11 protein-coding genes are annotated in these 14030 nt (G+C 70.2%); 7 read left to right on the top strand and 4 right to left on the bottom strand.

All coding sequences use genetic code 11. The annotated features are described in order from the left end of the window. Positions 1 to 32: 32 nt before the first annotated feature. Complete coding sequence (locus tag ACZ37P_RS16720) at positions 33 to 2960, bottom strand: glycoside hydrolase family 48 protein (protein WP_467346988.1); 2928 nt, start codon at positions 2958 to 2960, stop codon at positions 33 to 35. 263 nt (positions 2961 to 3223) lie between these two features. Between ACZ37P_RS16720 and ACZ37P_RS16715 the strand changes: the two genes are divergently transcribed. The 4 genes from ACZ37P_RS16715 to ACZ37P_RS16700 all read left to right on the top strand — a co-directional run bounded on the left by ACZ37P_RS16715 (position 3224) and on the right by ACZ37P_RS16700 (position 9348). After that, entirely contained in the window at positions 3224 to 4783 is a 1560-nt protein-coding gene (locus ACZ37P_RS16715; RefSeq protein WP_467346986.1) for a cellulose binding domain-containing protein, read from the top strand. Positions 4784 to 5082: 299 nt separating this feature from the next. Continuing rightward, a complete protein-coding gene (locus tag ACZ37P_RS16710; RefSeq protein WP_391046937.1) occupies positions 5083 to 6882 on the top strand; it encodes a discoidin domain-containing protein in 1800 nt (599 codons plus the stop codon). Positions 6883 to 7320: 438 nt separating this feature from the next. Continuing rightward, a complete protein-coding gene (locus ACZ37P_RS16705; RefSeq protein WP_467346985.1) occupies positions 7321 to 8475 on the top strand; it encodes a S1 family peptidase in 1155 nt (384 codons plus the stop codon). Positions 8476 to 8751: 276 nt separating this feature from the next. After that, positions 8752 to 9348 (top strand): RNA polymerase sigma factor, encoded by a 597-nt coding sequence (locus tag ACZ37P_RS16700; protein ID WP_467346983.1) that lies wholly within the window; start codon positions 8752 to 8754, stop codon positions 9346 to 9348. A 516-nt stretch (positions 9349 to 9864) separates the two neighbouring features. On the opposite strand, the gene ACZ37P_RS16695 is transcribed toward ACZ37P_RS16700, so the two are convergent. Further along, the gene (locus ACZ37P_RS16695; RefSeq protein ID WP_467346982.1) at positions 9865 to 10674 is read right to left on the bottom strand and encodes an AraC family transcriptional regulator; all 810 of its coding nucleotides are present in this window, start codon (positions 10672 to 10674) and stop codon (positions 9865 to 9867) included. 123 nt (positions 10675 to 10797) lie between these two features. Between ACZ37P_RS16695 and ACZ37P_RS16690 the strand changes: the two genes are divergently transcribed. From ACZ37P_RS16690 to ACZ37P_RS16680, 3 genes are all read left to right on the top strand, one after another. Beyond that, a complete protein-coding gene (locus ACZ37P_RS16690) occupies positions 10798 to 11541 on the top strand; it encodes an alpha/beta fold hydrolase (protein ID WP_467346981.1) in 744 nt (247 codons plus the stop codon). Between the two features lie 9 nt (positions 11542 to 11550). Continuing rightward, on the top strand, positions 11551 to 11724 hold the full coding sequence (locus ACZ37P_RS16685; protein WP_467346979.1) for a nuclear transport factor 2 family protein: 174 nt from the start codon (positions 11551 to 11553) through the stop codon (positions 11722 to 11724). Between the two features lie 142 nt (positions 11725 to 11866). Beyond that, on the top strand, positions 11867 to 12616 hold the full coding sequence (locus tag ACZ37P_RS16680) for a VOC family protein (RefSeq protein ID WP_467346978.1): 750 nt from the start codon (positions 11867 to 11869) through the stop codon (positions 12614 to 12616). Between the two features lie 81 nt (positions 12617 to 12697). Here the strand turns inward: ACZ37P_RS16680 and ACZ37P_RS16675 are convergent, their stop codons facing one another. Together ACZ37P_RS16675 and ACZ37P_RS16670 are read right to left on the bottom strand one after the other, a co-directional pair. Next, complete coding sequence (locus ACZ37P_RS16675; protein WP_391046960.1) at positions 12698 to 12880, bottom strand: hypothetical protein; 183 nt, start codon at positions 12878 to 12880, stop codon at positions 12698 to 12700. A 159-nt stretch (positions 12881 to 13039) separates the two neighbouring features. Then, the gene (locus ACZ37P_RS16670) at positions 13040 to 13774 is read right to left on the bottom strand and encodes a D-Ala-D-Ala carboxypeptidase family metallohydrolase (protein ID WP_355336958.1); all 735 of its coding nucleotides are present in this window, start codon (positions 13772 to 13774) and stop codon (positions 13040 to 13042) included. Positions 13775 to 14030: the final 256 nt, after the last annotated feature.

Genomic DNA, 14030 nt, shown 5'->3' with positions numbered 1-14030 from the left:
TCACGTCACATCAGGGGTGGTCGTACGCCGCCTCACTCGTTGAAGAGCAGCGCATACGAGCCCATCGCCAGCGCGATGTCCGCCTGGGCCCAGAAGCGGTGGTAGGTGAAGGTCGGGGCGGCTCCTCCGCCGAGGTAGGTGGCGATCTTGGACCAGTTGGGGTCGTTCTTGTAGAAGGAACGCAGCTCCAGGAAGGTCGAGCTGGAGTTGATCTTGTCGCCGTTCGGCATGGCGCCGGAGAAGGTGGACGGGACGTAGACCGGGTCGTTGAAGCGGGAGAAGTCCGTACGGGTCTCCGGCACCGCGATGCCCAGGGCGTCCTGGTTGTTGCTCCACATGCCGTCCAGCAGCGCCTTGGCCGTGGTCTTGGCGGCGGCGTTCCCGGACTTGGCGCCGTAGTACGACAGGGTCTTGGCCAGGGCGGCGGCGACACCGAGGTCGTTGCCGTAGGACGTGACCGTGACGTGCAGGTTGGCGTTGGCGCCCGGCGAGGCGGCGTTCCAGGTGTCGGGAGCGCCGGTCCAGGCCAGGTCGGACGGGATCTTGAAGGTGCCGTCGGGGTTGATGGTGGTCTGGGAGATCGCCCAGGTCACCCACTTGTCGAGCACCGCCTTGGCCTTGGCGTCACCGGTCTGCTGGTAGTACTCGGCGACGCGCTCCATCGACCACGCCTGCATGCCGAACCACTGGTTCGACGGCGGGTCGTGGTAGACGGGCTCCCAGTCGTACGCCATCCCGTAGAAGGTCGGCGTGCCGGCCGGGGGCTGGGCGTAGGCGCCGTCCCAGCTATTGGTGGCACCGCCCGCGATGCCGCCCTCCTTGGACTGGAGCCAGGTGTAGAACTCCAACTGCCGGGTGAGGCTGGTCGACCAGTCCTGCTTGCCGGTGGCCGACTTGGGGGCCATCGCCGGGTCGGTGGTCAACGCGTAGGCCGCCAGCGGGTTCTGGTAGCCGAAGTGCGAGGCGCCGTCACCGATCCGCCAGGACCAGCCGCCGCCCGTACCGCTGGAACCGCCCCAGGCGTAGTACCAGGACAGCAGGTAGTGCTCGCTGTCCTTGCCGGTGCCCGCCGGGCAGGACGGACTCGTGCAGTTGCCGATCTTCTTGAAGTACTTGTCGAAGAACGAGTACCGCAGGTAGTCGCCCATCTTTCCGGCCTTGGCGACCGTGGTCGCCACATCGGCGCCCTTGCCCTGCGCCTTGGCCCAGGTGTCCGCCCAGTAGGCGGCCTGGATCGCGCGCGCGTCGGCATCCGGGGCGTCGGTGTACTTCCACTGCTTGGCGTACGACGAGTCGCCGGTGAACAGGTCCAGATAGCCGTTGGTGCCGCCGTACTTGAAGGCGTCGCAGGTCGGCTGCGGCACCGTCTCCCACACCGACTCCTGCGCGCCGCGCTGGAAGGTGTTGATGTACGAGGGACCGGCCGCCGTCGGGCCCAGCTCGCAGCCGCCGCCGGGCGTGTCACCGAACCCGTAGGTGTTGTCCACGTCCTGGAGCCAGTGCATGCCGTAGATGTCGGACGTGCCGTACGCCGACTTCAGCTCGTTCGCGATCGGGTCCTGACCGACCGGGACGCTCGTGTCGAGCTTGGACGGGTAGTCCGAGGGCAGCGGGTGCTCCGGCGCGTACGTGGCGGGCTTGCTCGGGTCGTAGAAGCTGTTCGTGGGCTGGTCGGCGGAGGTGGGGATCATGTACTTCTCCATCAGCGCCCAGGCCCCGTTGAACTTGCTCCAGTCCTGGGTGATCCGGCCGTACATCGCCTGGAGCCAGATCAGGTACGAGTACGCCTCCGACGTCGTCTCGTGCCCGTAGTCCGGCGCCTCCACGATCAGGGTCTCCACCGAGTGGTAGGGGATGCCCTGCGGGGAGAAGTAGCCGTTGGCCGGGTCGGTGATCTTGCCGTAGAGGTTCAGGAAGCGGGAGTCGTACGTGCCGCTGGTGCCCGTCACCTCCGTCACCGTGACGTCGGCCTTGGCGAAGCCGGTGGCGGTCGCGGAGAAGGTCGCCGCTCCGCTGCCGGTGGCCGCGGCGGCGACGGTGACCGTCTGCGCCGTGCTCCAGTTGGCGGGGGTGAAGGTCAGGCTGGCGCCGGACTTCACGGTCAGCGCGGTGTTCCCCGAGGTGCGCGCGACGGCGACCGTGACATTGGCCGACGGCGCGCCGGACAGCTTGACACCGAAGGTGCCGGTGCCGCCCTGCGTGACCGAGACCTGCGTGGGCGAGGCGACGATCGAGGGCCCGGCGGCCACGTGCACGCCCACCGGGGTCGATTCGCCGGACGCGCCCAGGCTGTCGTACGCCTTGGCGTAGACCGAGTAGTCACCGGCCGCGACCGCGGGCCAGGTGAAGGTGTAGGGCGAGGTGGTGTCGGTGCCCAGCAGCGTGGTGTCGCTCCAGAACTCCACCTTGCTGACGGTCGCCGAGTCCGCCGCGACCGCGGTGGCCGCCAGCGGGATGCTGGCGCCGGCGGTGTACGTGGCCCCGGCCGACGGGCTGGTGAGCACGGTGAGCGGTGGCTGGTGAGCGCCCCCGCATACGGTGCCGTTGACGGCGAAAGCGGTCGGCGCCGCGTTCGTGCCGCTGTAGTTGAAGTTGGCGCTCGTGGTCACACCGGCGTTCGGCGCGATCGTCTTGTTCCAGTCGAGCGATTTGACGGTGACGTTCTTCCCGGTCTGCGACCAGGTGCCGTTCCAGCCGCTCTGGAGCGTCTGGTTGCCGGCGTAGGCGTACGTCAGTGTCCAGCCGTCGATCGCGGCCGTACCGCGGTTGGTGATGGTGGCGTTGGCGGTGAAGCCCGAACCCCAGTCGTTGGCCGAGTAGTCGACGCTGCACTGGAGAGTGGCCGCGTGGGCGACGGTTCCGCCGCCTGCCACGGTCAGGGCGAGCGGCAGGGACAGCGCGACGGCGAAAGCCGTCACCAGCCTGCGGATCCGCTTGCTGAACGGTCTTCCTCTGGGCATGCGAGAAGCCCTCCTCGCGGTTCTGTGGGGGGATGGAAACATCTGAACCAGTGGGAGCGCTCCCACAATCAAGGCGCTGTGAGCGCACTGTCAAGAGGTGAAGCAGAACGGCATGTTCATGCCGCTATCACCGGGGAGTCGCTACAGAAGTCGACACGGTCGTCACCGAACCCCTACCGCCCTCGCCGACTTGCCGCTATGGTCTGCGGCGGACCAGTGGGAGCGCGTCCACTTCTCGATCCCCCACTTACGAGGAGTCGCACATGCGACGACCCACGCGCACCGCGGCATTCGGGATCGCGGCCGTCACGACGGCCGCGACCGCCGCCGCGCTACTACCCGCCGCGCTCGGCGCGACCGCGTCGGGTGCCGCCCCCGCCTGTTCGGTGGCCTACTCGGTGACCAGCCAGTGGGACGCCGGATTCCAGGGCGACGTGGTGATCACCAACAACGCCGCCGCGACGACCAGTTGGAATCTGAGCTTCGACTTCCCCGGCAGCCAGAAGGTCACCCAGGGCTGGAACGGCACCTGGACCCAGTCCGGCAAGACCGTCAGCGTCGCCTCGATGTCGTACAACGGGACGATCGCCACGGGCGGTTCGGTGAGCGCCGGATTCCTGGCCAACTGGTCGGGCTCCAACCCGGCGCCGACGGTCTTCAAACTCAACGGGACCACGTGCAATGTGAACGGCACGACGCCGCCCACCACGCCCCCGACGACCCCGCCGACCACTCCCCCGACCACACCGCCCACGACACCTCCGACCACTCCCCCGACAACGCCGCCGACGACTCCGCCCGGTGGTGACACCGCGCCGCCCAAGCTGCACGTCTCCGGCAACCAGCTCGTCGACTCCACCGGCAAGAACGTCGTGCTGCACGGCGTCAACCGCTCCGGCACCGAGTTCATGTGCGCGCAGGGCTACGGCGTCTTCGACGGCCCGGTGGACGACGCGGCGATCGACGCGATCAAGAGCTGGCACGTCACGGCGGTCCGCGTCCCGCTCAACGAGGACTGCTGGCAGGGTCTTTCGTACGTGCCCGCCGCGTACGGCGGCGCCAACTACGTCTCCGCGATCACCGGCTGGGTCAACCGGCTGGTCGCGCACGGCATCACGCCGATCGTGGAACTGCACTGGAGCCACGGCACGTACACCGGCAACTCGGCGGGCTGCTCGGACGTCAACGCGACCTGCCAGAAGCCGATGCCGGACGCGCAGTACGCGATCCCGTTCTGGACCGGCGTGGCCAACGCGTTCAAGAACAACACCTCGGTGGTCTTCGACCTGTTCAACGAGCCCTACCCGGACCGCGCCACCTCCACCACCGAGCAGGCGTGGACCTGCTGGCGGGACGGCGGCACCTGCCCGGGGATCGGCTACCAGGTGGCCGGCATGCAGTCGATGATCAACGCCGTACGCGGCACCGGCGCGCAGAACGTGATCCTGGCGGGCGGTCTGGCGTACTCCAACGACCTGACCGGCTGGCTGGCGCACAAGCCCACGGACCCGACGGGCAATCTGGGCGCCTCGCTCCACGTCTACAACTTCAACACCTGCTCCTCGGCGGCCTGCTGGGACTCGCAGGTCGCGCCGGTCGCGGCGCAGGTCCCGCTGGTGGCCGGTGAGATCGGCGAGAACACCTGCTCGCACGGCTTCATCGACCAGTTCATGAACTGGCTGGACGCGCACAAGCTGTCGTACCTGGGGTGGACCTGGAACACCTGGGACTGCTCCTCGGGACCGTCGCTGATCTCGGCGTACGACGGGACGCCGACGGCGTACGGGATCGGGCTGCGCGATCACCTGGCGTCGCTGGGGTAGCCCGGTGACGTGACGAGCCGGAGCGGTCCCGCGCATGGATGGCGTGTGCGGGGCCGCTCCTTCGCGCCGCGCGGGAGTGCGAGGCGCGAACGACGGCGCGCGGGGTGTGAGCTGCGGGTTCGGCGTCCGCTCGCGTTCGGTTCTCGAAATCGGGCACGGGGCCAACTGACCATTATTGAACAACTCATTGACGCGGCTGTTCGGCGCTTGTAAACATCACCTCGCCGGGAGAGCGCTCTCAATGCACTCCGGCTCCCTCCGGCCTCCATCACGGACCCCCACCCGGTTGAGGAGAACACATGTCAGGCAGCACTACCCTGTCGGTGCGCCAACGGCCATGGCGCGGCGGGCGCCGGCCGGTTCTGATCTTCACCGTCCTCGCGGCCCTGCTGGCGAGCCTGGCGCTCGTCTGGACCCAGTCCCCGGCCCGCGCGGCGGACACCCTGCTCTCCCAGGGCAAGCCGGCCACCGCGTCCTCGACGGAGAACGCGGGCACGCCCGCGTCGGCCGCCGTGGACGGCAACACCGGCACCCGCTGGTCGAGCGCCGCCGCCGATCCGCAGTGGCTCCAGGTCGACCTCGGCTCCTCGCAGACGATCACCTCCGTCGCCCTCAACTGGGAGGCGGCGTACGCGAAATCCTTCAAGATCCAGACGTCGGCCAACGGCACGACTTGGACCGACATCTACTCCACCACGACCGGAACGGGCGGCAACCAGACGCTGACCGTAAACGGTTCCGGGCGCTACGTCCGGGTGTACGGCACGGTCCGCGCCACCCAGTACGGCTACTCCCTGTGGGAGTTCCAGGTGTACGGCAACGGCGGCACGACGCCGCCCGCCGCCTGCGGCACGGCCAACGCCGCGCTGAACCACCCGGCCACCGCGTCCTCCACCGAGAACGCGACCACCCCCGCCTCGGCGGCGGTCGACGGCAACACCGGCACCCGCTGGTCCAGCGCCTTCGGCGACCCGCAGTGGCTCCAGGTCGACCTCGGCTCCTCGCAGACCATCTGCAAGGTCGGCCTCAACTGGGAGGCGGCGTACGCCACCGGCTTCCAGATCCAGGTGTCCGACAGCGGTACCGGCGGCTGGACGAACATCTACTCCACCACCACCGGGACCGGCGGCGTCCAGGCGCTCAACGTCACCGGCACCGGCCGCTACCTGCGGGTCAACGGCACCGCCCGCGCCACCGCGTACGGCTACTCGCTGTGGGAGCTGACCGTCAACACCACCGGCGGCGGCACCACGACTCCCCCCACCACACCGCCCAGTGACAGCTTCTGGGGCACGACGGACGACATTCCGGCCGCGCACAATGTGATGGAACTGAAGATCCTCAACCGGACCAACGGCCAGTACCCGGACAGCCAGGTGTACTGGAGCTTCAACGGCACGGTCCACTCGATCGCCGAGCAGCCGTACTTCGACATGCCGGCGAACTCCTCGGGCCGGATGTACTTCTACCTCGGCTCGCCGAACAGCCAGTACTACGACTTCATCGAGTTCACCATCGGCGCCAACGTCTTCAACGGGAACACCACCCGGGTCGACGCCTGGGGCCTGCCGCTGGCCATCCGGCTGCACACGCACGACGGCCAGGACGTCCAGCTCGGTGACAGCCAGGACCTGTTCAACCAGAGCCGGGAGGCGACCTTCGCGCAGTTCCAGGCCGCCGTACCGCAGCAGTTCAAGGTGCTGGCCCAGACCCAGGCCCCGTACCGGATCATCGCGCCGGGCAGCGACCCGAGCTTCCGCGCGGGCGGCGCGAACGCCAACTACTTCACGGCGTACGCCAATTCGGTCGGTGTCAACGAGCCCACATCCAACATCTTCGGCTGCGCGGGCTCGCTGGCGGGCAACCCCGGCATGTGCGCCGCGCTCAACCGGCACACCGCCAACCTCCCGTCCAGCCAGTGGGAGGACCCGACCAAGTTCTACACGGGCGGCGACCCGGCCAACTGGTACGCCAAGTTCTGGCACGACCACGCGATCAACCACCTCGCCTACGGGTTCCCGTACGACGACGTGGCCGGGCAGGCCGCGTACGCCTCGCTCCAGAACCCGCAGTGGATGGAGATCGCGGTGGGCTGGTAGCACCCGCTGCCGCTCCTTCCTTCTCACCGTTCTTTTCTCCTCCCCCCACAAGCCGGGGGCGGGCGGCGGCCGTTCATGGCCGCCGGCCGCCCCCGGCGGCATGTCCGGGTCCGGCGGCGCGCGGGTCCGGCGGCGGGTCGGGTCCGGCGGCGCGTCCGAGGCCCGTGGAGGGTCCGGGTCCGGCGGCGCGCGGGTCCGGCTTCTTTGCGACTCGGATATCTCGCCATGGCGGACGTTTTACCTCCGGATATCCACGGACGAAACGGGTGTTACGCGTGAGGCGGTGTTGACATGTGCTCGACATCGTTTGATGGTGGGGGACGGCCGGTGGTGAGAGCGCTCTCGTGCGGTGGAGGCGCGCTGGACTGCCGGGCGCTGTTCGAGTGTGTTGTCCCCCCACGATTTCTCGCTCGCGAGAAGGTGCAAAGGAGCGCGTCGATGCGACGTATGACTCGTACGGGCTGGTGTCTGTCCGCCGTAGTGGCTTTGGGAGTAGGGGCGTTGGGGCTGGCGCCGGTGACCTCGGCGTCGGCCTCCGAGCCGTTGTCGCCGGGGCTGGTGAGCGCCATGCAGCGGGACCTGGGGCTGACCCAGACGCAGGCGACCGCGCGGCTGAAGGCCGAGGCGACGGCGACCACGCTGGCGCCCACCGCCCGGCGCGCGGCCGGAAAGGCGTTCGGCGGCGAGTGGTTCGACGCCGCCTCCGGCAAGCTGGTGGTGGGGGTGACCGACAGCGCCGCGACCAAGGCCGTACGCGCGACCGGCGCTTCGACGGTGAAGGTCGCGCACACCGCGGCCGCGCTGGACTCGGCCAAGGCCGGGCTCGACACCGCGGCCAAGTCGTCGGCCGGTGCGCCCGCCGCGGTGCGGAGCTGGCGCGTCGACGTCACGACCAACCGCGTCGTCGCCGACGTACAGGCGGGGGCGGAGAACCGCGCGGACGTGGCGGCCTTCCTCGCGCCCGCCCGCGCCGCCGGGCTGCTGACCGTCAAGGCCGACAACTCCCCCGCGCCCCGCACCTTCTCGGCCGGGACCGTCGGCGGTGACCCGTACTACATCAACGGCAACACCCGCTGCTCCATAGGCTTCTCGGTGGTCGGCGGCTTCGTCAGCGCCGGGCACTGCGGCACGCCGGGCAGCTCCGTGGCCGGCTGGGACGGCTCGGCGATGGGCACCTTCGTCGGCTCCACCTTCCCCGGCAACGACTACTCCTACATCTCCATCGGCAACGGCTGGTGGACCGTCCCGGTCGTCCTCGGCTGGGGCACCGTCAGCGACGTCCTGGTCCGCGGCTCCAACGTCGCCCCGGTCGGCTCCTCCATCTGCCGCTCCGGCTCCACCACCCACTGGCACTGCGGCACCGTCCTGTCCCAGGGCGACACCGTCAACTACGCCCAGGGCGCGGTCTACAGCCTGACCGGAACCAACGTCTGCGCCGAACCGGGCGACTCCGGCGGCTCGTTCATCACCGGCGACCAGGCCCAGGGCGTGACCTCCGGCGGCTGGGGCAACTGCACCAGCGGCGGCCAGACCTGGTTCCAGCCGGTCAACCCGATCCTGAGCCGCTACGGGCTGACCCTGGTCACCGCCTGACCGGATACGGGACCCGCCGCGGTCCCGGTGATGCGTGACAGGCGATGCGTGACAGGTGATGCGTGACAGCTGCGCCTGGTGCGAAGTCGGCGAGGACTTCGGCCGGGTCGGCGGAGTCGGTCGCATGTCGTGTGTCCATGCCTCTAGGGGCGTGTGAGGCGCCGGATTCTTGAAGCCCAGCCCCTTCGGGGGCGGTGGAAAGAATCCGGCGCCTCGCGCGTCCTACTCCATGTCCGGCAACGCGGGGCGACCCGCAGATCGAATGGAGCGGAGGACATGGGACAAGGCTCGGGGGCCATGACGACGAGCGCCGTACCGCCGCCGAAACGGCTGTCGGAGGAGCTGGAAGGGCTCATCGAGGCAGAACTGAAGGAGGTACATCCCCGCCTGCTCAGGGCGGTCAGGCGACTGACCCGGGACGCGGTCCTCGCCGAGGACATCACGCAGGAGGCGTGCATCGCCGTCATCCTGGAGTACCGCAAGGGCACCGTCTTCGAGAAGCCGGTGATCGTCTTCGCGACGGTGGTCGCCCGCAACAAGCTCAAGTCGCACTACAACCGGCTCGGTACGCGCTACGAGGACCCGACCGGGGAACTCCCCGAAGGCGTCCCGTGGCCCGGCGTTCCCGGCCGCCCCGCCGCGGACCATCTCACGGCCTCACTGGAGTTCATCGAACTCCTCGCCGCCGTACGAGCCGCGATCGGCCACGAACGCCCGTACACCATATGGGAATTGACCCATGTATGGGGCCTGAGCGGGGTCGAGATCGCCGCCCACCTGGGCGTCTCGCCCGCGACCGTCAGCAAGGACCTGAAGAAGGCCACCCGACTGGCCTCAGGCATCGGCCCGGAGGAGGAATGGCGCGCGGAATAGGTCTGCTTCTCGGGACCACGGATCACTTTCACCGTGGTCCCGAGTCGGGATCTAATCCCGACACGAAGAACAGGGGGAGACAGGGAGGATGCACGTGTCGAAACCGAATCGAGGGGATTCACCGCACGAAAGGATGCTGGCATACCTGAACGAGAGTGACCGCACGATGAACGACCCGCCCGAGCCCGAGGGGGGCAAGGGCGTTGGGGGCACGACCGGTTGGCATGAGGTGTACGGGGGACTCATGGCGACCGCGGAGGCAGTCCGGATCGTGGCGGGGGCCACGGCGGACGCGCCGACGACCGGGGAGGACGTCGCCGGCGCACCACGGGAACACCCGGGGGAACACCAGGGGGAATGGGTACCGGTCGGCGGCACGCGGGGGCGCTGATCCGTATCCCGAACGTGCCCGTTGCCCGACGCGAGGGGGTCGTCGAGCAACGGGCACATCGACGGATGGCGCGGGTCCGGGCACGCCTCCGGCACCTCGCCTGCGCGGTACCGCTCGGCCCTGAGTCAGGGCCGGGAAGGGGTGTCGCGGGTCCGGTAGCGGCCGGGGGTGGTGCCGAGGACGGCGGTGAAGGCGGCGATGAAGCCGCTGGGGTTGGCCCATCCGCAGGCGGCGGCGGTGCGGAGGGTGTCGTGGCCGTCGGCGAGGAGTACGAGGGCGTGGTGGATGCGCAGTTGGGTGCGCCACTCGTAGAAGGTCATGGCGAGTTCGTCGTGGAAGAGCCGGCTGAGGGTGCGGGGGCTGGCGCCGATCGTCCTGCCGAGTTCGGCCAGCGTGGAGTTGTCCGCCGGGTTCTCGTAGAGGATCCGGGCGACGGCTCGCAGCCGGTCGTCCGCGGGCTGCGGCAGGTGCAGGGGCTGTTCGTGCGCTTCCTGGAGATCGTCGACGAGGACGCGCAGGAGGCGGGAGCGCGCGGCGGGGCTGTGCGCGGGCACGTCGGCGTCGTGCGCGCGGGGTCCGGTCAGGGCGAGCAGGACCTCGCGGGCGAGGCCGGAGGCGAGGAACACGGCGGGGTGGCCGGGCAGGAGCCGGGCGAGGGACGGCGTGAGGAAGACGATCCGCATGTCGGTGACGCCGTGGGCGCGGTGGTGGTGCGTGAACCCCGCCGGGGTCCAGGCGACCCGGTCGGCGGGCACGATCGAGGTGCCGCGCTCGGTGTGGACCGCCAGGACGCCGCTGGCCGCGTACACCAGGTGCCCGCGTGGGTGCGACCGCACCTCGCTCGCCTCGCCGGACGGCCAGAGGTGGCGCCCGCCGGACGGCCACACATGGGACGTCACACCGGCGGCTGGGCGAGGTTGGCGGCGAACGGGCATGACTTGGCATCGTAGCGGTACCTCGCCACCGCCTGCCCCCGTGAGACTGGCTCTGTACGGAGCGGTCCCGCGGCGCGCCGAGCGCCCGACCGGGCCGCGTGTCACCCGGAGAAGGAGAAGCACATGGCGACGTTCGTCCTCGTACCCGGCGCGTGGAAGGGCTCCTGGTCGTTCGAGGCGGTGGTCCCGCTGCTGGAGCGCGCCGGGCACACCGTGCACGCCCTGACCCTGACCGGTCTGCGGCCGGACGACGACAGCGCGACGGTCGCGACCGCCGGTCTCGACACGCACGCCGACGACGTGCTGCGGTGCCTGGACCGCCACAGCGTCACCGGCGCGACGCTGGTCGGCCACAGCTACGCCGGGATGGTGGTCGCCGCCGCGGCCGACCGCGCGGAGGGCCGGATCTCCCGGCTGGTGCACCTCGACGCCTACGTACCGCGCGACGGTGATTCGTGCTGGTCGTCGACGAACGACCACTTCCGGGAGGTGTTCGCCGCCGGTGCCGCGGCCACCGGCTACTCCGTCCGGCCGCCGGACGGCGGCGATCCCCGCCGCCGCCCCCATCCCCTCGCCGCCTTCCTCCAGACGGTCCGGCTGACCGGCGCGGTCGCCCGCGTCCCCCGCCGCGAGTTCGTCTACTGCTCGGGCTGGGAGAACCGGACACCCTTCGCCGGCCTCCGCGCCCGCCTCCAGGCCGACCCCGCCTGGCGGGTCCACGACCTCCCGACCGGCCACGACGCCATGCACGAGGCCCCGGACGCCGTCGCCGCGATCCTCCTCGCCGACGCCGACGCCGACGCCGAGGCCGACGCCGACGCGCACACCGCCGCCGACACCACTGCCACCGCCCACCCGAGCGCCTGAGCCCGGCGCATGTCGCATCCCGCAGCCGAGCCCACGGCGTTCATGGCGCGGTATGAGCAGGCCAACAACAGCCACGACATCGCACGCGTGATGCAGCCCCGGTCAGGGGAGAGGCGGGGCACGAACGTGATCGTGAAGCGGGACGGGGCGTGGAAGATGCTGCACGAGCACCTGAGTCCCTGACACGCGGTGGGCCGGTGGGCCGGTGGGGGTCCTTCGGGCTGGGGCCCGGCGTCGCCGCCCGGGGCGGAAACTCGGGTGCGGGGGCCGGACGGGCGTGTCTAGGGTGCGGCTCGGACGTCGAGGGATCGGAGAGGTACGGGGTATGAGCAGTGAACTGTTCGCGATCTGTTTCAACGCGACGCGGCCGACGGGGCTGGCGAGGTTCTGGTCCGGGGTGCTGGGCTGGGAGGTGATCCCCGGTGAGGACGAGGACGCGCAGGGCGGTGTCGCGATCGTGCCGCCCGCCGCGGACGGGGCGACCGGCGGCTTCCGTATCCGCTTCCTGCCGAGCCAGGAGCCCAAGTCCCGCCAGAATCAAGCGCACTTCGACCTGACGAGCGCCTCCGCCGAGGACCAGCGGCAGACGGTGGCCAGGGCGCTGGAACTGGGCGGACAGCACATCGACATCGGCCAACTCCCCGAAGAGGGACATGTCGTGCTCGCCGATCCTGACGGCAACGAATTCTGCGTCATCGAGCCCGGCAACACATTCCTCGCCGACACCGGCGCCATCGGCGCCCTGGCCTGCGACGGCACCCGCGAGGTCGGCTACTTCTGGAGCGAGGCCCTGCGGTGGCCCCTGGTCTGGGACCAGGACGAGGAGACCGCGATCCAGTCCCCCGAGGGCGGTACGAAGATCACCTGGGGCGGCCCGCCCGTCGCCCCCAAGACCGGCACCAACCGCCTCTTCTTCGAACTGGCCCTCCCCGCCGGCGCCGACCGCTCCGCCGAGGTCGACCGCCTCCTCGCCCTGGGCGCCACGCGCCCCGAGGCCGCGGAGACCGACGGCGGAGCCCACGTCCTGCTCCTCGACCCCGACGGCAACGAGTTCTCCGTCCGGAGGCCCGGATAGGCCGTCCTGCCCGGATGAAGCCGTCCTGCCCGAGCCTGCCCCGGCCCGGCTCCCGCCCCGCCCCGCCGCGGCTTGCCGCGGTCAGTCCGCCGTGACGCCCCAGTAGCCGATCGAGACCGGCCTGCCGTCGGCGTCGTAGAGGACGGTGCAGTTGCCCGCCGCGCGGTCGGGGTAGAGGTCGCCGCGGTCCGACACCGCGGCGGTCCACTCGGCCTCGGTGGGACGGCCGCCGGGGCACCAGGCGCGGACCTCCGCGTCGGCCAAGGGGCCCGTGAACGGCCCCTCTTCGTCATCGTCCCGAACCCGTGGTCGTCCTCGGAGAGTTCGCGCTCCTGCTCTGCCCGGAACGCCGCCGCCGGATCCGGGCGGTGCGGAACCCCGTGGCCGAGGCGGAGGGGGAGCGTCGGCCACGGGGCGCGGGGGTCAGATTCCGCAGGAAGAGGCGCTCCAGTAGCGGGAGCTCTGGTCGCCGAGGTGGGCGTGGGTGCTGTGGCCCGGGTAGCCGGGGCCGAGGATCTCGTTGAAGCCGTGGTAGCGGGCCTCCTGCACGATGCGGCAGTAGCTCGGCGAGCCGATCAGGTCGACGGCCCGGCCGTACATGTGGTTGCTGTTCGAGGCCCCGCCGACGGCGCTGTTGCACGAGGCTGAGCGGAAGCCGCTGCTCGTGTTGAGCGGCTGGTCGCCCAGCGCGTGGCGCAGCGCCTCCAGCTTCCACATGAGCCGCAGGGCGTTGTCACGGGCGGTCGCCGCACTGACCGCGCCGCCCGCCCAGGTGGTGTTGCAGCGGTTCATCTCGCCGAAGGTGAAGTGGATCGGGGTGCAGTCGGTGTCCTGGAGCGCGCCGATCTTCGCGAAGGTCTGCGGCCCGGCGATGCCGTCCGCCGTGAGGCCGTACGCCTGCTGGAAACGCACGACGGCGGACTTGGTCGCCGGCCCGAACTGGCCGTCGGTCGCCAGCACCGCGCCGTAGCCGGGGTATCCGGCGATCCGGATCTGGAGCTGGCGGACGTCCTCACCGCTCGCGCCCTGGCTGAGGGTGCGGCCCCAGGAGTAGCAGCCGGCCGCATGGGCGCTGCCCGCCGTCACGGCGGTTCCGACGAGGATAGCTGACGCAAACATGACAATAGCGAGTAATGCACGGACGTACCGTCTCAACATCACGCCTCCCATGGGGGGTTCACGGACTCATGAGACTGCCCGACCTTGTCTATGCGCGTCAACCACCCCTTGACCTGGCATATTCGCCTGGCGCACCTCGCCCGCGAACGCTGGCGGGGGGGGGGGGGGGGGGGGGGGGGGGGGGGGGGGGGAGGGGAGGAGAAACAAAAAAAAAAAAAAAAAAAAAAAAACGAGAAAAGACAGAATAGGAGGGGAGGAGGGAGAGGGAAGGGGTAAAGAAAGGAGGGTGGGAAGG

The sequence above is a fragment of the Streptomyces sp. NPDC024632 genome (assembly GCF_055559175.1).
The sequence above is the reverse complement of the archived record's forward strand: the minus strand, read 5'-3'. Positions and strand labels throughout refer to the sequence as shown.

Coding starts and splice junctions, on each gene's coding strand:
- ACZ37P_RS16685 (WP_467346979.1), top strand. CDS start 11,551: ATGTCGCATCCCGCAGCCGAGCCCACGGCGTTCATGGCGCGGTATGAG.
- ACZ37P_RS16710 (WP_391046937.1), top strand. CDS start 5,083: ATGTCAGGCAGCACTACCCTGTCGGTGCGCCAACGGCCATGGCGCGGC.
- ACZ37P_RS16715 (WP_467346986.1), top strand. CDS start 3,224: ATGCGACGACCCACGCGCACCGCGGCATTCGGGATCGCGGCCGTCACG.
- ACZ37P_RS16695 (WP_467346982.1), bottom strand. CDS start 10,674: ATGCCCGTTCGCCGCCAACCTCGCCCAGCCGCCGGTGTGACGTCCCAT.
- ACZ37P_RS16670 (WP_355336958.1), bottom strand. CDS start 13,774: ATGTTGAGACGGTACGTCCGTGCATTACTCGCTATTGTCATGTTTGCG.
- ACZ37P_RS16720 (WP_467346988.1), bottom strand. CDS start 2,960: ATGCCCAGAGGAAGACCGTTCAGCAAGCGGATCCGCAGGCTGGTGACG.
- ACZ37P_RS16705 (WP_467346985.1), top strand. CDS start 7,321: ATGCGACGTATGACTCGTACGGGCTGGTGTCTGTCCGCCGTAGTGGCT.
- ACZ37P_RS16680 (WP_467346978.1), top strand. CDS start 11,867: ATGAGCAGTGAACTGTTCGCGATCTGTTTCAACGCGACGCGGCCGACG.
- ACZ37P_RS16700 (WP_467346983.1), top strand. CDS start 8,752: ATGGGACAAGGCTCGGGGGCCATGACGACGAGCGCCGTACCGCCGCCG.
- ACZ37P_RS16690 (WP_467346981.1), top strand. CDS start 10,798: ATGGCGACGTTCGTCCTCGTACCCGGCGCGTGGAAGGGCTCCTGGTCG.